The organism is Vibrio sp. HENC-03 (assembly GCF_000305755.2).
GTDB classification, from domain to species: Bacteria; Pseudomonadota; Gammaproteobacteria; order Enterobacterales; family Vibrionaceae; genus Vibrio; species Vibrio owensii.
This window is the reverse complement of record NZ_JH976064.1, coordinates 67,611-90,495: the sequence shown is the minus strand read 5'-3', so window position 1 is coordinate 90,495 and position 22,885 is coordinate 67,611. Positions and strand designations below refer to the sequence as shown.

General features: G+C 45.6%; 20 protein-coding genes. 7 read left to right on the top strand and 13 right to left on the bottom strand.

Going from position 1 to position 22,885, the window contains the following annotated elements:
- Nucleotides 1–217 precede the first annotated feature (217 nt).
- Complete coding sequence (locus tag VCHENC03_RS22735) at nt 218–931, top strand: hypothetical protein (RefSeq protein WP_009704496.1); 714 nt, start codon at nt 218–220, stop codon at nt 929–931.
- A 138-nt stretch (nt 932–1,069) separates the two neighbouring features.
- Here VCHENC03_RS22735 and VCHENC03_RS22740 read toward each other — a convergent pair whose 3' ends face one another.
- Complete coding sequence (locus tag VCHENC03_RS22740) at nt 1,070–1,627, bottom strand: porin family protein (protein WP_009704495.1); 558 nt, start codon at nt 1,625–1,627, stop codon at nt 1,070–1,072.
- Nucleotides 1,628–1,930: 303 nt separating this feature from the next.
- Here VCHENC03_RS22740 and VCHENC03_RS22745 point away from each other — a divergent pair, with 303 nt between their 5' ends.
- The gene (locus tag VCHENC03_RS22745) at nt 1,931–2,764 is read left to right on the top strand and encodes a transcriptional regulator (RefSeq protein WP_009704494.1); all 834 of its coding nucleotides are present in this window, start codon (nt 1,931–1,933) and stop codon (nt 2,762–2,764) included.
- Complete coding sequence (locus tag VCHENC03_RS22750; RefSeq protein ID WP_009704493.1) at nt 2,755–3,249, top strand: hypothetical protein; 495 nt, start codon at nt 2,755–2,757, stop codon at nt 3,247–3,249. The genes VCHENC03_RS22745 and VCHENC03_RS22750 overlap by 10 nt, the downstream gene beginning before the upstream one ends.
- A gap of 133 nt (nt 3,250–3,382) precedes the next feature.
- On the opposite strand, the gene fruA is transcribed toward VCHENC03_RS22750, so the two are convergent.
- The 3 genes from fruA to fruB are packed head-to-tail and all read right to left on the bottom strand — an operon-like array spanning nt 3,383 to nt 7,267.
- Complete coding sequence (fruA, locus tag VCHENC03_RS22755) at nt 3,383–5,128, bottom strand: PTS fructose transporter subunit IIBC (RefSeq protein WP_009704492.1); 1,746 nt, start codon at nt 5,126–5,128, stop codon at nt 3,383–3,385.
- A 19-nt stretch (nt 5,129–5,147) separates the two neighbouring features.
- Nucleotides 5,148–6,122 carry a 1-phosphofructokinase gene (pfkB, locus tag VCHENC03_RS22760; RefSeq protein ID WP_009704491.1) on the bottom strand — a complete coding sequence of 325 codons (975 nt, stop codon included), beginning with the start codon at nt 6,120–6,122 and terminating at the stop codon, nt 5,148–5,150.
- Between the two features lie 11 nt (nt 6,123–6,133).
- Nucleotides 6,134–7,267: a fused PTS fructose transporter subunit IIA/HPr protein gene (fruB, locus tag VCHENC03_RS22765; RefSeq protein ID WP_009704490.1), complete on the bottom strand. Its 1,134-nt coding sequence runs from the start codon at nt 7,265–7,267 to the stop codon at nt 6,134–6,136.
- 426 nt (nt 7,268–7,693) lie between these two features.
- Between fruB and cra the strand changes: the two genes are divergently transcribed.
- Nucleotides 7,694–8,689 carry a catabolite repressor/activator gene (gene cra / locus VCHENC03_RS22770; RefSeq protein ID WP_009704489.1) on the top strand — a complete coding sequence of 332 codons (996 nt, stop codon included), beginning with the start codon at nt 7,694–7,696 and terminating at the stop codon, nt 8,687–8,689.
- On the opposite strand, the gene VCHENC03_RS22775 is transcribed toward cra, so the two are convergent.
- Complete coding sequence (locus VCHENC03_RS22775) at nt 8,679–9,632, bottom strand: endonuclease/exonuclease/phosphatase family protein (RefSeq protein ID WP_009704488.1); 954 nt, start codon at nt 9,630–9,632, stop codon at nt 8,679–8,681. The two genes, cra and VCHENC03_RS22775, sit on opposite strands and share 11 nt — an antisense overlap.
- Nucleotides 9,633–9,758: 126 nt before the next feature.
- Here VCHENC03_RS22775 and VCHENC03_RS22780 point away from each other — a divergent pair, with 126 nt between their 5' ends.
- A complete protein-coding gene (locus tag VCHENC03_RS22780) occupies nt 9,759–10,298 on the top strand; it encodes an RNA-binding S4 domain-containing protein (RefSeq protein ID WP_005441925.1) in 540 nt (179 codons plus the stop codon).
- Nucleotides 10,299–10,411: 113 nt separating this feature from the next.
- Here the strand turns inward: VCHENC03_RS22780 and VCHENC03_RS22785 are convergent, their stop codons facing one another.
- The 7 genes from VCHENC03_RS22785 to VCHENC03_RS22815 all read right to left on the bottom strand — a co-directional run bounded on the left by VCHENC03_RS22785 (nt 10,412) and on the right by VCHENC03_RS22815 (nt 16,874).
- Complete coding sequence (locus VCHENC03_RS22785; RefSeq protein WP_009704487.1) at nt 10,412–11,230, bottom strand: EAL domain-containing protein; 819 nt, start codon at nt 11,228–11,230, stop codon at nt 10,412–10,414.
- A 93-nt stretch (nt 11,231–11,323) separates the two neighbouring features.
- Nucleotides 11,324–12,244: an amino acid ABC transporter permease gene (locus VCHENC03_RS22790; RefSeq protein WP_009704486.1), complete on the bottom strand. Its 921-nt coding sequence runs from the start codon at nt 12,242–12,244 to the stop codon at nt 11,324–11,326.
- A 77-nt stretch (nt 12,245–12,321) separates the two neighbouring features.
- On the bottom strand, nt 12,322–13,140 hold the full coding sequence (locus VCHENC03_RS22795) for a transporter substrate-binding domain-containing protein (protein WP_009704485.1): 819 nt from the start codon (nt 13,138–13,140) through the stop codon (nt 12,322–12,324).
- A gap of 9 nt (nt 13,141–13,149) precedes the next feature.
- Nucleotides 13,150–13,947, bottom strand: a complete 798-nt coding sequence (locus VCHENC03_RS22800) for an amino acid ABC transporter permease (RefSeq protein WP_009704484.1) — start codon at nt 13,945–13,947, stop codon at nt 13,150–13,152.
- Between the two features lie 3 nt (nt 13,948–13,950).
- A complete protein-coding gene (locus tag VCHENC03_RS22805) occupies nt 13,951–14,685 on the bottom strand; it encodes an amino acid ABC transporter ATP-binding protein (protein WP_009704483.1) in 735 nt (244 codons plus the stop codon).
- A gap of 135 nt (nt 14,686–14,820) precedes the next feature.
- Complete coding sequence (locus VCHENC03_RS22810; RefSeq protein WP_009704482.1) at nt 14,821–15,459, bottom strand: lysoplasmalogenase; 639 nt, start codon at nt 15,457–15,459, stop codon at nt 14,821–14,823.
- A gap of 266 nt (nt 15,460–15,725) precedes the next feature.
- Nucleotides 15,726–16,874, bottom strand: a complete 1,149-nt coding sequence (locus tag VCHENC03_RS22815; RefSeq protein ID WP_009704481.1) for an iron-containing alcohol dehydrogenase — start codon at nt 16,872–16,874, stop codon at nt 15,726–15,728.
- A 181-nt stretch (nt 16,875–17,055) separates the two neighbouring features.
- Here VCHENC03_RS22815 and VCHENC03_RS22820 point away from each other — a divergent pair, with 181 nt between their 5' ends.
- Both VCHENC03_RS22820 and VCHENC03_RS22825 read left to right on the top strand, forming a co-directional pair.
- On the top strand, nt 17,056–17,937 hold the full coding sequence (locus VCHENC03_RS22820; RefSeq protein ID WP_009704480.1) for an AraC family transcriptional regulator: 882 nt from the start codon (nt 17,056–17,058) through the stop codon (nt 17,935–17,937).
- A 277-nt stretch (nt 17,938–18,214) separates the two neighbouring features.
- Nucleotides 18,215–21,379: a chitinase C-terminal domain-containing protein gene (locus tag VCHENC03_RS22825; protein WP_009704479.1), complete on the top strand. Its 3,165-nt coding sequence runs from the start codon at nt 18,215–18,217 to the stop codon at nt 21,377–21,379.
- 99 nt (nt 21,380–21,478) lie between these two features.
- On the opposite strand, the gene glgC is transcribed toward VCHENC03_RS22825, so the two are convergent.
- Nucleotides 21,479–22,693, bottom strand: a complete 1,215-nt coding sequence (gene glgC, locus VCHENC03_RS22830) for a glucose-1-phosphate adenylyltransferase (RefSeq protein WP_009704478.1) — start codon at nt 22,691–22,693, stop codon at nt 21,479–21,481.
- Between the last annotated feature and the right edge of the window lie 192 nt (nt 22,694–22,885).

The window sequence follows — 22,885 nt, the reverse complement described above, 5'->3', positions numbered from 1 at the left end:
GATGCGAGATGCGAGATGCGAGATGCGAGATGCGAGATGCGAGATGCGAGAAGGAGAAGATAATGGAGGCGAGAATCAAGAAACGAGAAGAAAGCAAAGGTGAAAAGAAGGACTGATGGTTTCGTGTACACCTAACTGATTTTTATGATTTTCTTACAAGCGATTGATAAATCATGCGTATACTAAGAATACATCATCATTAAAAGAGCGAACGCAAATGAACAATCGCGGATTACACGGACTCTTCCTGTTAGGTTCTCTAACGCTTATTGGCTGTTCTACAACGGACGGCGTTTCTTCAAATACCACGGCAACAGAAGCGCCTGTGGAAGTGAAAAGTGCCGATGCGGCAACAATCGCAACTTGGATTGACCAAAGCATTCTGAACCCAGAAGGGCTTTCTTTAGCAAACGACAAGATCAACTACCAAGTGGGTTCTGCTGACTTAAACAGTGACGGTATGGCAGAACACTTTGTGTTGTTCCAAGATCGTTACTTCTGCGGCAGTGGTGGCTGTACTGGGTACATATTCGATAACAGCGGTAAAGTGCTTAGCCGCATGTCAGTAACCAGAACGCCGATTGCACTTATAGACAGCTACAGCAACGGTTGGCAAGATTTTGTTGTGTGGAGCAATGGCGCATACCGTCAAATGAGCTTTAATGGTGACTCTTACCCAAGTAACCCATCTGTCGAGCCAAAATACGACCATAACACCCAAGTGCAAACAGCAATCGCGTATGTGATGGCAACCGAGCTTTACCAACAAGACGGTTACGACATTCTGCCTGTCGATGATAAAGAGATCTGGACGCCAGCGAACGTTTATCACTTTACCTTTAAGCATCATGGTGATCCGCACAGTGTGTACAATGCAACGGTGAACTTGAGCAGCGGTGATGTGGATATCGAGTCTGAACCAATGCAATAAATTGTCGGTTTAAACACTGCCAACTTGAACAAGAAAAGGGCGAACACTTATCATACGCGTTCGCCCTTTGTGGTTTCTATGTGTTTGCTTTTATTTCTATTGTTTTACGAGCTTAGGCTGCTTTAGAAACTAGCCAGTTTAGAACTTATAGGTAGCGCCCGCATAGAAAGAGCCAATCTGTACGTCTGTATCCAGACTTGAACCTTTCGGTTTTACTGTGAAATGGTCCATCTCATACGCCGCGCGAAAGGTGATGTTTCCAAATTGAATTGGCGTGTATTTCAGACCTGCACCGATACGTAGGGATAAATCATCTTCATTGTCTGTCGTCGGAATATCAACAGACATATAACCCAAACCAAAGGTTGCGAAAGGGCGCAGGCCATTATTGAACGAGTAACCAATATTCGCCGCCACCGAGACGTTGCTCGCACCTAAATCATAAGCGGTATCTACGATCTTAAAATCACCATAATTGGTATACTGCGCTTCAACCGCAACGATACGGGTGAACTGATAACCACCAATAATTTTGAACGCGGTGCCGTTGTCATCCACTTTTGTAAACGGGTTATCGTCACTAAACGTGTTGTTACCCACACCGCCTCCAAGATAAAAACCTGAGACATCTTGTGAACCATTTGCTTGAGCACAAACGCTAAAAAGAGCGGATAAAAGGATGATTGTGTTTTTCATAGTTACCTCTGTATGACTGTCTGTCTTTTTATATTTAAAACGGTGTTCATTATCTAAATGAGGCGCTGAAAAACTAAACAAAAAGCAAACAAAAACCAAATAATTCCCATTGATTTAGTCACTTAGGCAATTGTGTGTTTTTTGTGTGATCGGAAGGTATGCATAACAAGAAATCGATGTTTGAATCCGTGATTACGTCCAAACTGGACGCTTTATGCTGGTGTGATGAGGTTGATTTGGTTTTTCGAGTGGTTTGAGAAACCTAACCTATAATTCAAGGAGTTGAGAAAGTAGTGAGCCTGTATGCATAGAATCTATTTCGCCAATCTAATCCTCGATCCAACGACAAGGAAACTGTCCAATTCAGACGGCGATGGTGTTCCCCTAAGACCTCTGCCATACCAAGTATTGAACTTGCTGATAGAAAAGCAGGGCGTGCATGTGACTCGTGAGGCCTTGTTCGAAACGTGTTGGGACGGCTCAGTCGTTACCGATCAAGCTTTGACCAATGTGATTTCCGGTTTAAGAAAGAAACTGGCTCAGTTGAATGCACAAGGCGTACAGATTAAAACGGTGAGTAAAATTGGCTATTTACTGGAAGTTGATGCGGATGTGAAACCCATCAAACAGAAAGTTGAGATACCGGAACTTCAAACGCTCGAAATTGATGATGTTGAGTCTCAAGTTAAAGCAGCGTCCAAACAAGAAGCTGAATCGCGAGATAAGGCATTTAGTTTAATTCCGATAATGATGACGGCTTTCCTGCTTATCGCGATTGTCTCTGTGCTTTATTTTCGTCCGTTTGTGCCGCATCCTGATTTTCTTGATGATTCGGACTACCAACACTTTTCTGTGTCTGAAACCGAATTCTATTTTTACGACCAAAATCATGACGAGTTAGACCTTTCTGCTTTGGCAAAAAGCCTCAACGATGAAGTGTTTCCAGTGTGTCCGGCCATCGTGTATTTGCGCGTGTCTGAATCTGCTTATCAAGAAGGAGCGCATATTTTGCGTGCGTTTGCGTTCGCCAAAAACAGCAATAAGAACGTCAATTACATTAAGTTTTCTCTCGATATCGACACCTTGAAAGAAACGGTTTTAGAGAGCATGAGCAGGGCGGATGCAATATGCAGATAAACAAACTCCTCGTCCTCAATGTTGCATTCGCAATTGGCCTAGTGGGTGTGGTTGTTCACCAAAAGTATTTTCAATCCGATGAAATTACTGGTTCGCGCTGGGCGTGTGCAACGTTTGAAGAAGACTTTATTACCAGAGGTTACCGCCGTTATGAAAACATCAGTGACCGTTCTGTCGTGGTGTTTAGCTCGGATAGAGACATGTACATTTTTCAGAAAGGGTCGCTGCTGACAAAAAAGGGCGAAAGCAAAGAATATGAACTGGTTTACAACGGCAAGTATCAAGTGGATGGTCATGCGCTGACAGTGGATTATCAGAAAGTCAGCTGGAATGAACAGCCAACGGAGAGTGAGGTTTTCGTAAGAGACATGAACTCATACGTGGGCACAAAAACAGACTTCATCTACAAAGTGCAGGACGAGCAATTATTCTTTTTCAATCAGAGCGAAACAGAGGAGAGTAACTTTATCTGCTATAGGATTTAGCGCCCGTTAGACTCCGCTTCTTGCTCAATAAAAAACACCTCCCAATGCCGAGGCTAGAGGGAGGTGTCGAATGCCAAATCGAGGGAGGCATTGTTAATCGTTGCTTAGAACCGTCTAAGCGAGTTAGTCACGATTAAGCAGCTGCTTCTTGTTTCGCTTCTGCTTTGTTCTTTAGGAACGCGTAAGTGAAACCTGTTACCGCTGTACCTGCTGCGATTGCTACCAAGTACATTAGCACTGGTGAGATTGCGTTAGGGATAAGCAGTACGAACAAACCACCGTGTGGTGCCATCAGTTTTGCACCGAACAGCATTGATAGAGCACCTGTTAGTGCGCCACCCGCCATACATGATGGGATTACACGCATTGGATCTTTCGCTGCGAATGGGATTGCACCTTCAGAGATGAAGCACAGACCAAGAACGAATGATGCTTTACCTGCTTCACGCTCGCTTTGCTCGAACTTGTTCTTAGCAATGAACGTCGCAAGACCCATACCTAGTGCCGGTGTCATACCTGCTGCCATGATTGCAGCCATTGGTGCGTAAGTTTGTGAAGCCAATAGACCTACACCGAATGCGTAAGCGGCTTTGTTTACTGGACCACCCAGGTCGAAACACATCATCGCACCAAGGATAATACCCAGTAGAACTGCGCTGTCTGAACCCATGTTGTTTAGGAAATCAGTTAGGCCGCTCATGATGCCAGATACTGGACCACCCACGATGTAAATCATCACAAGGCCCGTGAACAATGTCGCCACGAACGGGATGATAAGGATAGGTTTAAGTGCTTCCATTGATTGTGGAAGTTTTACTTTGTCGGCAAGGAACTTAGCAGCGTAACCTGCGATGAAACCTGCTGCGATACCACCAAGGAAACCTGCACCAGTTGAGCTTGCTAGCATACCGCCAACTAGACCCGGAGCCAGACCAGGACGGTCAGCAATAGAGAACGCGATGTAACCAGCAAGAACTGGAATCATCAATGCGAATGCAGAGCCACCACCAATGTTCATTAGCGCTGCTGCTAGCGTGCCTTCTTCTTTAAACGCTTCGATACCAAATACGAAGGATAGGGCGATGATCAAACCACCGGCAACCACAACTGGAAGCATGTGAGATACACCTGTCATTAGGTGTTTGTACGCGCCTTTCTTCTCTTCTGTCGCTGATGATGCGCTAGAAGAGCCAGAGTGTTGGTATACGCTTGCTTGTTCAAACGCTTTGTCCATTTCTTCCGCTGTTTTCTTTAGAGCTGGACCTGTTTTGGTGCGGTACATCTTCTTGCCGTTGAAGCGGTCAAGAGGTACTTCGATGTCTGCTGCGATGATGACCAAATCTGCGTCTGCGATTTCTTGGTCAGTCAGTTGGTTTTTCGCACCTACTGAGCCACGTGTTTCCACTTTGATTTGGTGACCACGACGTTTGCCTTCTTCCTCTAGCGCTTCTGCTGCCATGAAGGTGTGTGCAACGCCGGTTGGACATGCTGTGATAGCAACAATCTTCTTCGTTGCAGAGGTGCTTTCTGCTGGTGCTGCTACTTGTGCTGTAACTGTGGTTGCTTGCTCTAGCGTTGCTGCACTTTCAACCGCAGTTTGTAAGAAAGCGGATGCGTCTTTCGCTACGGTGCTGATATCTGCTTGGTAGACTTTTTTACCTACGAAACGAGAAGTATCAACTGGAGTGTTAGCCGCAATTACGATCGCTTCTGCTTGTTCAATGTCAGCGTCTGTCAGCAGTGTTGGTTCTACCACGCTTGATTGGCATTCAATCTTTGCGTTCCAACCCAGCTTCGCCGCTGCTTGTTCTAGTAGACCTGCCGCAATGATGCTGTTCGCAACACCACTTGGACAAGCTGTAATAATGGCAATATTCATACTGATAACCTTCTGTTCCTTAGTTTTTGTCTAAGTTCGTATTAGGGTAAAGCTCGGTTACTTGCGTTTGGAGCTTGATGTTCTCCAGTTCTTCCTGACTGGTTAGGCCAACGCCAACTTGGCTTACTGCTAGGGCAGAAAGCGCGGTAGCGAAGCGCAGTAAATCGTTTTTCGGCATCACTTGCATGTGACCCCAGCACAAGCCAGCAACAAGCGTATCGCCAGCACCAACAGTGCTTACTACATTCATTCGTGGTGGTTGTGCGCGTAGCCATTCGCCTTGGTTAAGCCACATCACGCCGTCTGCACCCATAGAAACTACGATGTTCTCAATGCCTTTATCGCTTAGCGTTTGCGCCGCGTCTTGGCATTGTTCTGGCGTTGAAAGGTGCTCGCCGACAAAGTCACTTAGCTCTTCGTCGTTTGGTTTGATCAACCAAGGATGAGCGTCGATGCCTGCACGTAGTGCCGCTTTGCTGCTATCGAACAAGACTTTCTTGCCTTGCTGATGCAACTTCTCAATCCATGCCGCGCATTGCTCTGCAGTAACACCGCCCGGTAGGCTGCCTGCCAATACAAAGTAATCGTGTGTTTCTGCAAGGCGGAATAGGGTTTCTTCAAAGCGCGCGATTTCTTCTGCCGTAACTTGAACGCCAGGGAAGTTGATGTCGCTCACTTGGCCATCTGCTTCGACCAATTTCACGTTGATACGAGTTGCGCCTTCGACTTCAACGAACTCATTTTTAACCTTGATATCGCTAAATAGCTGGTGGAACAGCTCAGGGTTGTCTTTGCCAAGAAAGCCCGTCACTGTTACGTCTGCACCTAGGTCACTAAGCACTTTCGCTACGTTTACGCCTTTACCTGCCGCGTGTAGGTTGCTCTTTTCAACTAGGCTGACAGAACCCACTTTAATTGAGTCCAGCGAACCTGTTAGGTCAAGGGCAGGGTTAAGCGTGATGGTAACGACTTTGTTTGTTTTCAATGCTGTCATTCTCTCGCCCCTTAACCTTCGCCAAGACCAGATGCGATTGCTTTGCCGATTGATTCAAGTGCTTGTGCAGCATCTGGACCTTCAGCAGAGAATTGAAGCTGGTGGCCGTGTTTCACGCCTAGCGCGATAACTTTCATTAGGCTCTTCGCGTTTACTGCTTTGCCATCGCCATCTAGGTTTGCCACACGAATGGTAGATTCGAACTTCTTCGCTTCAGCAACTAGCATTGCGCCTGGACGAGCGTGTAGGCCGTGGGCGTTTTTGATTTTGAAGATTGCTGTGTTGCCATCTTCAACCGCTTCTGTTGCCATTTCTTCGCCTTTGAACAGTGCAAGGATCTGTTCAGCAGAAGCATCAAGTAATTTGCTGTGTTCGTTGTTAAACACAAGCTTTGAAATCGTGCTTAAGATAGATTGGTGAGCGTTGTTGCAAGCTGCAAATGCAACTAGAGCACGCACTTTCTCGCCTTCGAATTCACAATCATTGGCTGTTGATACAAAAGAAACACCAGTACGAGTTACTTGTTTATCACTACCAACAAGCCATAGACCTTGGCCTAGATGCGTTGGCGTTTTTGTTACTAGATCTGCAACGAACTCAGTACCTGCACAACCTGTGTTTTTAAGTAGGCCGCCGGCAACTGCGCTCATTTGAATCATGTCACTTGCTGGGAATAGCAGTTGAATGAGAGAAGCATCGAAATCCGCTTCTAACTGAACGTCGCCATGAAGTAGGGCAATGATGTCGTCTTCGTTTTTCGCATTGCGTAGACGCTCTTCAACGCCGTCCGCACCCAATACTTTTGTTAGCTGCTTAAGAATGCCCAAGTGCTCGTCTGATTTCGCTGCAATACCGATAGCAACGTAAACTGTGTTGCCGTCGCCCCATTCAACGCCTTCTGGGAAGTGGTGAACAGCAACACCCGTGGTTTTCACCATTGAGCGCGTGTCAGTTGTGCCGTGTGGAATTGCGATACCGTTACCTAGAAACGTTGAGTTCTGGTTTTCACGGTTTAGCATGCCCTCTACATAGCCTTGTTCAACCAGAGCTTTGTCTGTCAGGCTCTGAGCGATGCTTTTGATCGCTTCAAACTTATCTGTAGCGGATTGAGATAGGGTAATGTCGTTCTTACTTAGCTTAAGCATGGTGCTTCTCCAGCCTTAAGGTATCTATTTCTAATTCATCTTGGTTACGCAGTACTTTGTTTGCGTAACGCCGTTTATCTATGGTTGCTGAACGTGTCTTTGTTCGTCATTTCTCTATTAGAGTCGGTTTTGCTTAACCACAATTTGCTGAACAAAAGAAACTGAATCGATTCAGCATTTGGTCAAATTTTTTAAAACACTCAGCGAAACTGTTTTTAAAATCGAAACTTAACCACTCAGTGTCTCAGTGCTTTTAAAGCCTAGCAAAGGGAGACCCTATTGCTTGATTTTGGTGATTCTCGTCAATTTTTGAGTTTTGCTGAATCCTTTCAGCTTTTATACTGAATCGGTTCAGCATATAATTCAACTTATCGAAGGATCGTTGATGTATTAATATGATCCCGCGCACAGAATAGGGCTTAGAATATGACACTGGATGAAATAGCGAAATTAGCTGGGGTTTCAAAGACCACGGCAAGCTATGTGATTAACGGAAAAGCGCAGAAATACCGCATCAGCGAAAAGACTCAAAAGAAAGTCATGGCGGTGGTTGAGCAGTACAATTACAAACCGGATCACGCAGCATCTTCTTTAAGAGCGGGCAACTCACGTTCGTTCGGTTTGATCATTCCAGATTTAGAGAACACCAGTTACGCACGTTTAGCAAAACTGATTGAACAGAACTCGCGCAAAGCGGGCTATCAAATTTTGATTGGCTGTTCTGATGATGATCCGCAAACGGAGCAAAAGGTTGCAGAGGCGCTCGTGAGTCGTCGTATTGATGCGCTATTCGTTGCGAGCAGTATGCCAGCAGCGAGCGAGTATTATCTTAAGCTGCAAAACTCGGGTACGCCCGTTATCGCACTTGACCGTCCTATGGATGATGAACACTTTTGTTGTGTGATCAGCGAAGATTTCGATGCGGCGTTTGAGCTAACCGAGTCGGTATTGTCTTCAGAGATTGATTCGATTGGTTTGATTGGTGCGTTAGAAGAACTGCAAGTCTCTAAAGAGCGTGAACTCGGTTTCCGTTCGGCTTGTCAGCAAGGTAGCACTGGTGTTTTGGTTGGCTATGGTCAGCACTTCTCTCGTGAAGAAGGCAAGAAGGTGCTTGAAGGTTGGATCGAAAAGGGCAAACTCCCGGATGCTGTGGTGACCATGTCTTACACCTTATTAGAAGGCGTATTGGATGTGATGTTAGAAAAGCCAGAGTTGATGGGCAAAGTACGTTTGGCCACCTTTGGTGATAACCGCTTGCTCGATTTTCTTCCAATCAAAATCAACTCTCTTCCACAGCAGTTTGAGCTGATTGCCGACAGCGCAATGGAGTTGGCGCTTAATGCCTCAGCTAAACGCTATAAAGCAGGTGTAGAGTTGATTCCGCGTAAGATTGTAAAGCGCCACACCGACACTAAAGCTTAATTTCTACGGTCAGCGCCACAAATGCGTGGTCGCTGGCGTTTTTATCTCTCTCAAAAGACGGATTGATTAAGTGCCCATCTAGCACTTGGTAGTTCGTGACTTCTGCTATTGATACATCGGCGTGCGCATCAAACTCTTGCGACAACAAGATGTAATCCAACACGTTTCCTTTCGCAAAGTGGTAGTGCGTTGCTGGTCTTGACTCCAATGAGGGCGTTACTTGCAATTCCCATCCGTCATTGAGCTGTAAATCAGTGACGCTGTCACCGTATTGCTCAGTCAAAACATTGTTAACGCTGGTTGAAGTAATGCCTTGGTTCATATCACCCATTAATACTGTTGGCATTGGGTTCAAAGCGTATTGCCTTTGCATTGCGTCACGAAGCATTGCCGCTTCCCAACCACGTTGTTGCGTAGATAGCCAACGGGCAATCGGTCTGCTTACTTCTTCTGGAGTGGTTGAATCCGCAGGGCGCTGTGACTTCAAATGTGTGACGTACACAGAGAGATGACCAATAATTGGGTGAACAATGCAGGCACGAACGGGTTTGCGGCTAAAAGGTGGCGCGTCGATATCACCAAAGGCAATGAGTGTATTTTTATCGAACGTGACCGCTTCAAAGCTCTCAATTGGAAAGCGCGAGGCCACTGCAACCACTGGGCGGGAATAAATGTAATCGCCTTCAATGTTCGGCGTATCGACACAGGCAAAGTGTTCATAACCTATTTCAGCAAAGAAGGTTTTGGTTTCTTCGATGCTGAACACTTCTTGCAAGCCGATAATGTCAGGATTTAATTGTTCTAACTGCGATTTGGTCCAAGCGAGTTTGTCCTGCCAATCGTCGCGAGAATATATGTTCTCGAAGTCGTAATACGCGCCAGGCGGTGCAACAAAGTTAAACAGGTTGGCGGTGGCAAAGGTAATGTGGTTCTTATTAGACAAAATATTGCTCGTTCAAGGAGTTATTGGGTGAGTATATACCCAATTGGTCAAGATGAGTGAAGATCACGTTTCTATTTGTACGCATTCCGTTTAAACTCCGTTCATCAAGAAAAATGAGTAACGAACATGACCCAAGATTACGAACACGAAGAGTATTTAGAAGGCGAAGAGATTGAGATCGAAGCGATCGGTATCGACGTTGACGCGCACCCAATTGAGCTGTATAAGCTTTTCAAAATCGCGAACTTGGTGAGTGGTGGTGGTGAAGCAAAACACATCATCGAAGAAGGTTACGTTGCCGTAAACGGCGAGCTAGAAACTCGTAAACGTCGCAAAATGTACGACGGCGATTTCTTCGAATTCAACCAAGAATACTACGTTGTTGTATGTGACGCGCCAGTAACCGAACCTGAAACTGCTGAAGAAAAAGCAGAGAAGAAGGCGAAGAAAGAAGCGCAAGCGGCACGTAAAGAAAAGTCTCGCTCGAAAAAGAACGACAAGCCAAGTGCTAAAGGCCCTAAATCTACCGGCCGTAAAGCAGCGCACAAAGAGCGTAAAGCACAAAAAGAAGCATTGTCTCAATCTGCTAAGAAAGGCAAGAAAGAAGAAAAGCCGCAGGTTGCACGCGATCCTAAGAGTGGTCGTAACTCTATCGACTTCTTCTAAGCGATTTGTTTCGATATTAAAATCGACGTAAACAGAAAAGCGCCGCCTTGGTGAGTAACCTTGGCGGCGCTTTTGTATCTAAAGCAATTTAATCTGTATCTGCGGTAACGCGTTTAATGTAGCACTTTGGCTATTTCTTTTTGCTCAGTCCAATGGTGAATCGAGTTTGGTTTCGCCAGATAAAAACCTTGGTAGTAATCCAAGTTTAGTGCTTGCATGGCTGAAAGTTGTGTATTCTCTTCGACACCTTCTATGACCACTTTTGCGTTCATCTCTTCAGCAAGCTCTACTGCATTGGCGATCGCTAATGTGTCCCCAGAGCAATAATCGAGCAGGTAAGAGCGATCTATTTTGATGATGTCTGGGCAAAGTTGTTTGACACGAGACATATCTGAATGGTGAGAGCCAAAATCATCAATCGCAAACAAGAAGCCGTTTGCTCTCATGAGTTGCACTGCTTGAATCAAAAGCTCTGTATCGCCGCAAGATTCCTCAACGACTTCAAAGACCACGTCAGAAGGTTCCATACCTAACTCAAACAATCGTTTGTAGAGCAGGCCATTGTCTTTAAAGCCCATGTCTTTGGTCAGCGTCAGCAAGGTTTGTGGCATGACGTTAAGAAAGAGCTTGATTGGTGAACCTGCAAAGTGACGAGCAAAGTTACGGATATGAATCGCACGGGAGAGAAATTCAATACAAAGTCGGAAGTAAGTATCGATGCTGGCATCAGCAAAGAAGAGATCTGGTCGAATATTCGAGCCATCTGCACCACGAATACGGAGCAGGGCTTCCATCCCGATCATTTGTTGGTGTTTATCAAAAATTGGCTGATAAACACTGTGGAAAGTGTATTGATTGAGCACAACGTAGTATTCGCCAAGGCTGTCCTGCCTTATGTACTGCTCGTAATCGGACTGCTTCTTTAACTCCATGAAAAACGCCAAAAAATTAGCATGAAAACGACTGTAACAGGATGGAATTCCGATTTGAAGCGCTACGCTGTCTTATTTTTGAAGCCTATTGAGTTAATTTGAAATAGATTCCGATTTTTTCTCGATGTATCTAAAAAACATTGATAGACCGAAACAAATCAGGAAGTAAACGAAGCCGACAATTAGCCAGATTTCGAAAATGTAGCCTGATGAGTTCGCCATCTCTGTGCCGACAAAGGTCATTTCTTGAATAGAGATCAGCGAAACGATGGAGGTGTCTTTAACCAGAGAAATCGTTTGTCCTGCAAGTGCGGGTGTAATCGCTTTTAGCACCTGGGGCGCGATGATGAAACGGTATTTCACCCAACGAGATAGGCCAAGCGAGTCAGCCGCTTCCCACTGGCCTTTATCGACGCTTTGCAAGCCCGCACGAACCACTTCAGCAATGTAGGCAGAAGAGAGTAAACCCACACAAAGCACGCCGGACGCAAGGTTTTCCCATAGGTTAGCAGGGCCAAAGAAGAAGTGCTGAACCGCGTTAGGTTCGCCGCGATAGTTACGGAGAAGATCTTCCAAACCAAGTAATGGGATTAACTGGTTAGAGATGAAAAAGTAGAAGATGAATACGAACACCAAAGGTGGAATGTTTCGTACCAATTGAATAAATGCGTTGGCAGGCGTGCGCAACCAAACAGAATCTGAAAAACGTGCTAACCCAAGCAATGTTCCTAATACCAGAGCAAAGATGATGCCCCAAAGGCTTAAACGCAGCGTTGAGATTAGACCTTGGAAGAAATACGGCAAACCGCCATCTGTTCTTGGGGTGAACAAGAGGTCGATTGCTTCTTTCCAATGCCAGATGTAGTTTACGCCGACGGTAGAACGATGATAGAGCCAAACCCCAGCCAACGCGCAGATGGCAAGCAGTACCCAATCGAGTAGGTTAAAACGACTTAAGAAAAAGCCTGATTTTGCTTTGGTTGGTGCAACGCGAGTGGTGGTTTGTCCGCTCAAGGTTTAACTCCGATAGTAGAGAAGAAAACCGACCCGCAGTACGAGTCGGTGTTGTTGATTATTGCAACGATTAAGGGTTATTGACCTTGGGCAACTTGGTCTTGCCAATCTAGCGTTGAGAACCAGTATTCGTAACGCTCATCTAGCCAACCGTCTTGGGTACGAGCTTCAATCCACTCGTTGAAGAAGGCTTTTTTATCTTCTTCGCCTAGGCGAACAGCAAATGCCTCATTACCTTTGGATAGTCGCTCAGTAAATGGAATGAACAGTTTGTCAGCATGCTTGATCGCTTCATGTTCCGGTTTCGGGCTTGATGCAATAACAGCGTGTGCGTTGCCGTTCAATACTTCTTGGAATGCTTGTGCATCGTCATCAAACTGAAGGATCTTCGCTTTAGGGAAAGTCTCACGCGCCACTTGCACAGTGAACGCACCACGACGAGCAGCAATTTTCACGCGGCGAGAATCAAAGTCTGAAAACTCACTAAAGCCAGCCGCTAGCTCTTTGTTTGCTGCTACTTGAACGCCTGAGTGCGAGTAAGGTTCAGTAAACAATACACTCTTTGAACGTTCTGGCGTAATTGACATGCCGCCAATGATTACGTCGAATTTCTTAGCAAGAAGAGCAGGGATGATGCCATCCCACGCTGTCGGTACAAACTCAACTTTTAAGCCTGTGTCTGTTGCGAGACGTTTTGCCACATCGATTTCAAAACCAATCAACTCACCTTGTTTATTACGCATTGCCCAAGGTACAAATGTCGACATACCAACGCGCAGCGTGCCACGCTCTTTGATTTGATCAACGTTTGGTGTCGCTGCTTCTTCATTGGCTAATGAAGGTAAAGCAATTGCAAGCCCTAATAATGCAGTAATGGTCGCTTTGAATAACTTCATGTTATCTCCTTATAATTTGCGCCAACTGGCTCCTAGTTTGTGTTCTAGCCAAGCGGATAAGCCAGAAAGTGATAATGTGAGAGCAAGATAGATTGCTGCCACAGTAAACCAAATCTCAAACGGCATCGCCGTCTCAGATACGATGTTTCTCGCCTCGGTTGTCAGGTCGAATATCGCCATCACACTGACGATTGAAGAGTTCTTAATCAGTGACACCACTTCGTTAGTTAACGGTGGTAAAGTGCGTTGAAGTACCTGCGGAAGAATCACGTCTTTGTAAGCAAACAAAGGTGATAAACCTAAGGTTTTGGCAGCTTCAAACTGACCTTTTGGAATGCTGTTTAAGCCTGCACGGAAGATCTCTGCGGTATAAGCACCTTGGAATAGTGACAGTGCTAAAACAGCGGTACTGAATCTATCTAACCCAATGACAGGGCCAAACACGAAATAGAGTAGGTAGATTTGCACCAGCAATGGGGTATTGCGAATCAACTCGACATAAGCGGTACCGATCGCGTTACCAACTTTTGAGTTGCTGAGTCGCAATAATGCGGTGACGAAACCAATCACTAATGTGAAGAAAAGACTGATCGCCGAAATCTTTAAGGTAACGATAAGTCCATCGACCAATTCTGCTGGCCACCACTCACCATCTTCGTAAAAGGCGATGTAATCGGGTACACGTTCCCATTGCCATTGGTACCCCATCGCTTGTGCGCCGGAATCGAGTACCCACACGATCGCTATCAAAAGAATGGCGATTTGTAATATGGCTTGTAAAACAGGTTTTAGGATTCGAATTACCATAGGCTAGTAGCTCAGAATCTGATTCAAAAACGCTTGGGTTCGTGGATGCTGCGGTGTTTCGAAAAGGGCTACTGGGGAGTTCATCTCGATGATTTCACCTTCGTCCATAAACACCACTCGATTCGCCACTTTCTTAGCAAAGCCCATTTCGTGCGTCACACAAATCATGGTCATGCCGCTTTGTGCCAGTTCCACCATCACGTCTAGCACTTCGTTGATCATCTCAGGGTCGAGCGCAGAAGTCGGCTCATCAAACAGCAGTAGGTCGGGTTCCATGCAAAGGGAACGCGCGATAGCAACACGTTGCTGCTGACCACCAGAAAGTTGAATTGGATACTTATTGGCTTGTTCTTCGATGTTCACACGCTTGAGATAATGCATTGCACGTTCTTCGGCTTCTTGTTTGGATAGCTTTAACGTGCGGATCGGAGCAAGAGTGAGGTTTTCTAACACAGTAAGATGTGGAAACAGATGAAAGTGCTGGAACACCATGCCGACTTTGCCAGGTTTTTGAGCTTTGGAATCGGCTGGTTGTTCGAAGACGCTGAGTTCACCTTCTTGGATGGATTCTAAGTGGTTGATACAACGAATGAGTGTTGATTTACCTGAACCGGAAGGGCCACAAACAACAACGATTTCACCGGTATGTACTGAAAAATTAATGTCTTTGAGGGCGTGATATTCACCATACCACTTGTTTACGCCGCTGAACTCAACAACGATATTTTTCTCTTTCAAGGCTGCCAACTTTTAGAATAAATTTCTTTCTACAATAACAAGTTATTAACCGTATTGCACCTGTTAATCAAGCATAAACTGTCCAACTGGTGAGCAAATAACTCGTGATAAAACTAACCGATAATATAGTCAGTTTTAGAGGAAACGGATCACTATGGCGAACACGGACATCGTGATTAAATATTGGGCGGAATAGTAGGTGGTCATGACAACTTGTCGAGAGAAAATCGACGTGCCACCGAAGCGTTCAAACGCCAAAACCGCACCGGATAAAGTAAAGACAAAGCTGCCTAAAACTGCAAATGCGGAAGATTGGGTTTTACCACTGGCATAGTATTCCATCGACATCCACAACATGGCCATGAGGACGAAGATGTAACTGGCAACTGACCATTTCTCTTTCCCCAAATCGGGTTTAAAGAAGAAATAGGCGCAGAGGCCGACGCCGAACACGGCAAAAGGCAACCAAGGTGTAAAGTGCCAAGCTGCCATATTAATGAAGCCTAAGGCGTAACAAATTAATGCTAGGCAAAATAGCTTAATACCGAGAATGAACTTGTCTTTCGGGTGCATCATGACTAAGTCACCGATAAGCGAAATTGACAGACCGGCAATGATCCACTGAGTGTAGGGGAGGTGATTTGAAGGTGATAGGAGTAGCATTCCAATCATGGCGACGATTGGAAGCGGTTTGGTCAAAAAGAACAGCCACTTTGGGCCAGTCTTAATACTGATGATATGTATGAACGCACAAGCTATGACAATCAGCCACATACGAATAACTCTTGAATAGACGACTAAACGCTCATCTTTTTATGAGCAAGCTAAAAAATGACACTTCGAATAGTAAGCACTTGGTTTGTTTTTGGTCATCGGCTTACATAACAACATCGAACCATCGCTTATTTGTTAGTTTTCTAGCAGAAAAGTTCAATATTTATCGAGTTGTCAATGTTGCGCTAAATTAACATAAAAAACGGCATTGTGTCCGCGTAGACACAATGCCGTCAAAAAAGGCAGTAATTTAATAGATCGAGTCGTTATGCAACGGCAAGTTCTAGAATTTTACGGCTGTTTTCTAGGTCGATTGCTTGGTTTTCGCCAAGAACCGTCATGCCGTGTTTGTTCAGTTGATCAATCACAGCATCGATAGCTGCTTGACGGTCATCACCGTAACCTTCAAGTTGAGTCGCGACTTCTAGCTGATGGTAGAAAGCTTCAATCGATTGGATTGTGCGTTCTGCCAAATCTTCACCTTCTGCCAAGCCAAATACGTTACGACCCATTTGCTCAAGCTTAGGACGTTTGAATTCCATTTGGTTGCGAAGTAGAGATGGTTGAATGATCGCTAGTGAACGAGCGTGGTCTACGTGCCATAGTGCAGTCAGCTCGTGGCCAATCATATGCGTTGCCCAATCTTGAGGAACGCCGCTACCGATTAGACCGTTCAATGCTTGGTTTGCTGTCCACATTAGGTTCGCACGCCATTGGTCGTTATCGCGTTCTGCGAATTGATCACCCAATACTTTTAGGTTTTTAAGTAGCGCTTCTGCGTAACCGTCTTGAACCATTGCACCAGTTGGCAGTGTTAGGTACTGCTCACATACGTGTACCCATGCATCAACTAGGCCGTTGATAAGCTGACGCTCTGGTAGAGTTTTCATTACGTCTGGATCAAGCACAGCAAATTTTGGTTGAACAGCAGGCGCTAGAAATGCCAATTTGTCTTGGGTTTCTTTCTTAGTGATTACTGCACCCATGTTTGACTCAGAACCGGTTGCAGGCAAAGTAAGAATCGCAGCAAGCGGCGTTGCTTCTGTTACTTGATGTTTGCCTACCATGATGTCCCAACCGTCACCGTCGTATTTTGCAGATGCTGCAACGTACTTAGAACCATCGATAACTGAACCACCACCAACAGCTAGGATAAAGTCAACGTTTTGCTCTTTTACGATAGCAACCGCTTTATCTAGCGTCTCTTTTGTTGGGTTTGGCTCTACACCTGAAAACTCAAGCCATTCACGGCCTTCTAATGCTTGTGCTACTTGGTCGTAAACACCGTTCTTTTTAATAGAACCACCACCGTAGATAACGAGCACTTTTTGATCGGCAGGGATCGCTTCTTTGATTGCTGCGATTTGGCCTTGGCCGAAGAAGATTTGAGTTGGGTTGACGTATGAAAAGTTCATTATTAGACCTCTTGCTTCCAATGTGAGGAGAGTGAATACATGCATATTAGTACGCGTTTGTGAGAAGGAGTAGGCCGATTTCTGCAAATTTATTGCCTATTTCTACAAATATGCGTTTCTTATGCTGGAACTGAAATCAGAACTCCAAGTATAGTGCGTGCATAACTATTGGAGTGACAAGATGAAGACACTTGCTGAGATCATGCAGCAATACGCCACTAAATTTGGTTTAGACGATTTAGAGGGCATCAAAGAAACCGCCATTGATGGGGTATGGTTCTACCGCAGTAGCAAAGGGAACAATCGCCAACCGTTTGTGTATCAGTCTGGCATCATCGTTTTAGGACAAGGCTACAAAAACATTCACATTGGCCAAACACCTGTACGTTATGGCCCAGATGACTATTTGGTTGTCGGTGTACCCATGCCACTTGAGTGTGAAGCGATTGCTGTTGACGATGAGCCTTTATTGGGAATCTCCATCGACATTTCTCCCGCCATGCTGCAAAAGCTGGTCAAGAAGTTGGAATCACAACGATTCAGTAATGTTTGTGAGGATGATACTCGCTGTGGGTTGAAATCGGTACGCATGAACGACCAAATGTTGGATGCGTGCAAACGCCTTATAACGGCATTATGCAGCGATCTTGAAGTCGCAATGCTTGGTGACATGCTGTTAGAAGAAATTGTGTATCGCACGCTGGTGAGCGAATCCGGTCATGTACTTTTTGAGCTCGCACACAAAGAAGGTTCTTACGCTAGGGTAGCAAAAGCGCTAAACCGCGTTCATCAGGAATACCACGAACAACTAAATGTACAAACCTTGGCGGAAGAAGCGAACATGAGTGTCTCTGCATTCCACCAAGCGTTTAGGAGTGTGACTCTCGAGTCGCCTTTGCAATACATCAAAAAGGTGCGTTTAAACAAGGCACGTGAATTGATTCAGTTAGAGGGTCGCCGAGTGAACGATGCTGCGCGCCTTGTGGGTTACAGCAGCCCATCACAGTTCAGCCGAGAGTACAAGCGACACTTCAACGAAACACCCAGATCAACAAAGGCTTAGTGATCTTTATTTCAAAAGTAGGACTTTTTTTGTCTTTTTTAATAATTTGCGATCGACATATTTATTTGGGTAATGAAATTAGTTGTTGGTGCAAAATAAGGTGTTAATTGTTGCAATCATTTAGTGGATTCTTGAGAGGTGCTGCTGAAAATTTATAAATACATAGTGTGAAATGCTGCACTTGTACTTAAGTTATTTTACGTCGAAACAAAAGTAACTATACGTGTTAGTTAAGCGTATTTTGTATTGTATTAACAATAACTTAAGGAAGAGCAATATGCACCTTAGAAGTGGGAAAGCAGTGAAGAGTGCCTTTACACTCAGTACATTAACTGCGTCTTGTCTAATGGCCTTCAACAGCTATGCAGCGGTTGATTGTGCACCTCTAGAAGTTTGGGATTCGTCGAAGGTTTATAACGGCGGTGACCAAGTTCAGCACGAAGGTAACGCTTATAAAGCGCGCTACTGGACTCAAAACAATAATCCAGCGCAAGCAGGTGAATGGGGTGAGTGGGAAAATCTAGGTGCTTGTAGTGGCACTGGCCCTGTAGATCCTCCAGTTAATGAAGTACCTACTGTGACATTAACATCGCCTAGTGCATCGGCTTCTATCACTGCTGGAGATGTTGTAAATCTTGCTGCAGACGCTGCTGACACGGATGGTTCAATTAGTAAGGTTGAATTCTTTGTTGATGGCGCATTAGTCGGTACCTCTACCGCAGCACCTTTCACTGCTTCATGGACGGCGACTGAAGGTGCGCACGAATTCTCGACTAAAGCGTACGATGATAAAAACGCTGTGAGTGTTGCGAGTGCCGTAACGCTAACAGTAAACGCGGGTCAACCGGGTAATGAAGCGCCGACTGTCGATGTTGCTCTTTCAGCGACTTCTGTTGAACTAGGCGCGACGGTTACCGTTACAGCAAATGCCGCTGATGCGGATGGCACAGTGGCGAAAGTTGAATTCTTCGCTGCCGGTTCCCTTGTTGGTACAGCAACAACAGCGCCATACGCGGTAGATTTCACGCCAGCACAAGCGGGCAGTGTTTCTATTTACGCGCAAGCCACAGACGATGCAGGCGCAACAACAGATTCTTCTCTTGTATCTCTAACAGTAAATGGCGGTGCAACTACATCGAACTGTCGTCCTGACGGTCTATACCAAACGGCTGGTGTCGATGTTCCTTACTGTACGATTTACGATGAAGAAGGTCGTGAATTAATGGGGGCTGATCATCCTCGTCGTGTGATCGGTTACTTCACTAGCTGGCGTAGTGGTGATGACCCACAAGCCGCTTACTTAGTAAAAGACATTCCATGGGATCAACTTACACACATTAACTACGCGTTCGTCAGTATTGGTTCAGACGGCAAAGTAAACGTAGGTGATGTGACAGACCCAACGAACCCTGCAACAGGTAAAACTTGGCCGGGCGTAGAAGTAGATCCAGCACTTGGCTTTAAAGGTCACTTCGGTGCGCTAGCAACTTACAAGCAAAAACATGACGTTAAAACACTGATTTCAATTGGTGGTTGGGCTGAAACAGGCGGTCACTTCGGTGCTGATGGTAACCGCGTTGCTGACGGTGGTTTCTACACCATGACGACCAATGCAGATGGCTCAATCAACCATGCGGGCATCGAGAAGTTTGCTACGTCTGCCGTTGAAATGATGCGTACCTACAAATTCGACGGCCTAGATATCGACTATGAGTACCCAACATCAATGGCGGGCGCTGGTAACCCTTACGATAAAGACTTTATGGAACCGCGTCGTCCATATCTATGGGCTTCTTACCAAGAGCTAATGAAAGTTCTGCGTGAGAAATTGGATGCGGCGTCTGCACAAGATGGCATCCACTACATGCTAACTATCGCGGCGCCTTCTTCAGGTTACCTATTGCGTGGTATGGAAACGTTCGACGTCACTAAGTACCTCGATTACGTGAACATCATGACTTACGATTTGCATGGTGCTTGGAACGATCACGTTGGCCACAACGCGGCACTGTTCGATACGGGTAAAGACTCTGAGCTTGCTCAATGGAACGTGTACGGCACGGCGGCTTACGGCGGTATTGGTTACTTGAACACTGACTGGGCTTACCATTACTTCCGTGGCTCTATGCCAGCAGGTCGTATTAACATTGGTGTTCCTTACTATACTCGTGGCTGGCAAGGTGTAACTGGTGGTGACAACGGTCTATGGGGCCGAGCGGCACTCCCTAATCAATCAGAGTGTGCACCGGGTACTGGCGAAGGTGAGAAGAACAACTGTGGTCACGGCGCTATCGGTATCGATAACATGTGGCATGATACTGACCCTAAAGGCAACGAAATGGGCGCTGGTTCAAACCCAATGTGGCACGCGAAGAACCTAGAGAAGGGCATTTGGGGTTCTTACGCTCAAGCTTATGGTCTTGACCCTGTAAATGATCCTTCCGATAAGTTTGTCGGTTCTTACACGCGTCATTACGATGATGTTGCTGTAGCTCCTTGGTTATGGAATGCAGAGAAGAGCGTATTCCTATCGACAGAAGATAAGGCATCTGTTGAAGTGAAAGCGGACTACGTTATCGACAAAGAAATCGGCGGTATCATGTTCTGGGAGCTAGCAGGTGACTATAACTGTTACGTACTAGACGCGAACGGCAACCGTACGACGATTGATGCAACAGAACAAGCTTGTGCTGCGGGTAATGGTGAATACCACATGGGTAACACTATGACTAAAGCGATTTACGACAAGTTTAAGTCTGCAACGCCTTACGGTAACAAGATCGCAACTGGTGCTATTCCAACAGAAGCAGTAGATATTGCTGTTAGTGTTGGAGGTTTCAAAGTTGGTGACCAAAACTACCCAATCAACCCTAAGATCACGTTTACAAACAACACGGGTCAAGCGATTCCTGGTGGTACAGAATTCCAGTTCGATATTCCTGTATCTGCTCCGGATAACGCGAAAGATCAGTCTGGCGGCGGTCTAAGTGTGATTGCTTCTGGTCATACTCGCGCGAACAACATTGGTGGTTTGGATGGTGTAATGCACCGCGTATCTTTCTCTCTACCAGCATGGAAAGACCTACCAGCGGGCGGCACTTACGAACTTGATATGGTTTACTACCTACCAATCTCTGGTCCAGCTAACTACACGGTGATTTCTGGCGGTAAAGAGTTTGCGTTCAAGTTTGAACAACCAGACCTACCAATTGGTGACCTAAACTCTGGCACTGGCGGCGGCGGTGGTACTGAGCCGGGTACATGTGATACTACGGGTCTAGTTACTTACCCAGATCTTCCGCAAACAGATTGGCAAGGTAACCCAAGCCACGCTAACCAAGGTGATAAAGTGATTCACAATGGTGTGGTATACCAAGCAAACTGGTGGACTGCATCAGAGCCGGGTAGCGATGGTAGCTGGTCTACAGTATGTAATGTCTAATTCAGATTAGTTGAACAGTAAAAGCGCGCGATTCACATCGCGCGCTTTATATTTGGTGCATTTGTGGATTTTGCAATGGCAAATAGCTGAGCGAACAGGTTAGAACTCATAGCCTTCTGGAATCACGACAATGCCTTTTTCTGACACATGGAATCGTTTTGCATCTTCAATTTTGTTCATGCCGATTTGAGTGTGCGCCGGGATGCGAACATGCTTATCGATGATACAACTTACCAGCTGACAACCTTCACCAACTTCGACATCGTCAAAGATAATACTGTCGACTACTGTCGCGCTGTCGTGAATGCGTACATTAGAAGCAATAACCGAGTGCTGAACAGAACCGCCCGAGTTGATTACGCCGTTTGCAATGATGGAATTAATGAAAATACCTTCATTACCAGTCGCAGAAGATACCGTTCTTGCTGGTGGAAACTGAGCTTCGTAAGTGCGAATCGCCCAGTTTGGTTGGTATAAGTTCATTGGTGGAACGGGTTCTAACAAGTCCATATTGGCTTCATAGAAAGAATCAATGGTACCGACATCGCGCCAATAACAGTCTTTGTCTACACGTCCTTTACTACCACAGAATTTGTAAGCATAAACTGATTGAGAATCGATGAGTTTTGGAATGATGTCTTTGCCAAAGTCGTGACTTGAATCTTCGAGTTTTGCGTCTTCTTCGAGCGCATCTTGTAAAACGTCCATATCGAAGATGTAAATCCCCATAGACGCTAGACTCTGCGTTGGGTCGTTAGGAAGAGTAGGTGGGTTCTTAGGCTTCTCGACAAAGGACTCGACTAAACCGTTCTCTTTAATGCCCATTACGCCAAATGCAGTCGCTTCTTCGACAGGCACATCCATACATGCGACCGTTAACTTCGCGCCGTTTTCTTTGTGCTCTTCCAGCATTGCTGCGTAGTCCATGCGATAAATGTGGTCACCGGATAGAACTACGACATACTTGGCGTCATTTCGAGATAACAGCCACATGTTGTGGTAAATGGCATCTGCTGTGCCTTCATACCATGCACCACCTTTGCGCATTTGAGGTGGAACAGCGGTGATGTATTCACCAAGTTCGGGATTGAAGATCGACCAACCATCTCGTAAGTGCTTTTGCAGCGAGTGCGATTTGTATTGAGTTAACACTAATATCTTTCTTAAACCTGAATGAAGACAATTAGTTAGCGTGAAATCAATGATGCGATATTTACCGCCAAATGGAACGGCTGGTTTGGCTCGATCATCGGTAAGAGGGCTCAACCTTGATCCCATACCGCCAGCTAAGATTACTGCGAGTGCGTCTTGCATAATGTTCCCTTTCCCTTATGTTACGTACATCGAAAGCAACTTAAAGCCTGAGGAGTTAGCCAACTGCTGGTGGCTTTCGAGTGACGTTGTTGAGTGTCCTTTGAACTTATAAATGGTAGTGCTATATAACGTAGTACAAGATTCGAGCCATTGGATTTTGTTAATAAAATCAATGCTCTTTAGAGGTGGGGT

Coding starts and splice junctions, on each gene's coding strand:
- VCHENC03_RS22740 (WP_009704495.1), bottom strand. CDS start 1,627: ATGAAAAACACAATCATCCTTTTATCCGCTCTTTTTAGCGTTTGTGCT.
- VCHENC03_RS22780 (WP_005441925.1), top strand. CDS start 9,759: ATGACCCAAGATTACGAACACGAAGAGTATTTAGAAGGCGAAGAGATT.
- VCHENC03_RS22750 (WP_009704493.1), top strand. CDS start 2,755: ATGCAGATAAACAAACTCCTCGTCCTCAATGTTGCATTCGCAATTGGC.
- VCHENC03_RS22735 (WP_009704496.1), top strand. CDS start 218: ATGAACAATCGCGGATTACACGGACTCTTCCTGTTAGGTTCTCTAACG.
- VCHENC03_RS22820 (WP_009704480.1), top strand. CDS start 17,056: ATGAAGACACTTGCTGAGATCATGCAGCAATACGCCACTAAATTTGGT.
- VCHENC03_RS22800 (WP_009704484.1), bottom strand. CDS start 13,947: ATGGTAATTCGAATCCTAAAACCTGTTTTACAAGCCATATTACAAATC.
- VCHENC03_RS22785 (WP_009704487.1), bottom strand. CDS start 11,230: ATGGAGTTAAAGAAGCAGTCCGATTACGAGCAGTACATAAGGCAGGAC.
- fruA (WP_009704492.1), bottom strand. CDS start 5,128: ATGAATATTGCCATTATTACAGCTTGTCCAAGTGGTGTTGCGAACAGC.
- cra (WP_009704489.1), top strand. CDS start 7,694: ATGACACTGGATGAAATAGCGAAATTAGCTGGGGTTTCAAAGACCACG.
- VCHENC03_RS22810 (WP_009704482.1), bottom strand. CDS start 15,459: ATGTGGCTGATTGTCATAGCTTGTGCGTTCATACATATCATCAGTATT.
- VCHENC03_RS22745 (WP_009704494.1), top strand. CDS start 1,931: ATGCATAGAATCTATTTCGCCAATCTAATCCTCGATCCAACGACAAGG.
- VCHENC03_RS22825 (WP_009704479.1), top strand. CDS start 18,215: ATGCACCTTAGAAGTGGGAAAGCAGTGAAGAGTGCCTTTACACTCAGT.
- VCHENC03_RS22815 (WP_009704481.1), bottom strand. CDS start 16,874: ATGAACTTTTCATACGTCAACCCAACTCAAATCTTCTTCGGCCAAGGC.
- glgC (WP_009704478.1), bottom strand. CDS start 22,693: ATGCAAGACGCACTCGCAGTAATCTTAGCTGGCGGTATGGGATCAAGG.
- fruB (WP_009704490.1), bottom strand. CDS start 7,267: ATGCTTAAGCTAAGTAAGAACGACATTACCCTATCTCAATCCGCTACA.
- VCHENC03_RS22795 (WP_009704485.1), bottom strand. CDS start 13,140: ATGAAGTTATTCAAAGCGACCATTACTGCATTATTAGGGCTTGCAATT.
- pfkB (WP_009704491.1), bottom strand. CDS start 6,122: ATGACAGCATTGAAAACAAACAAAGTCGTTACCATCACGCTTAACCCT.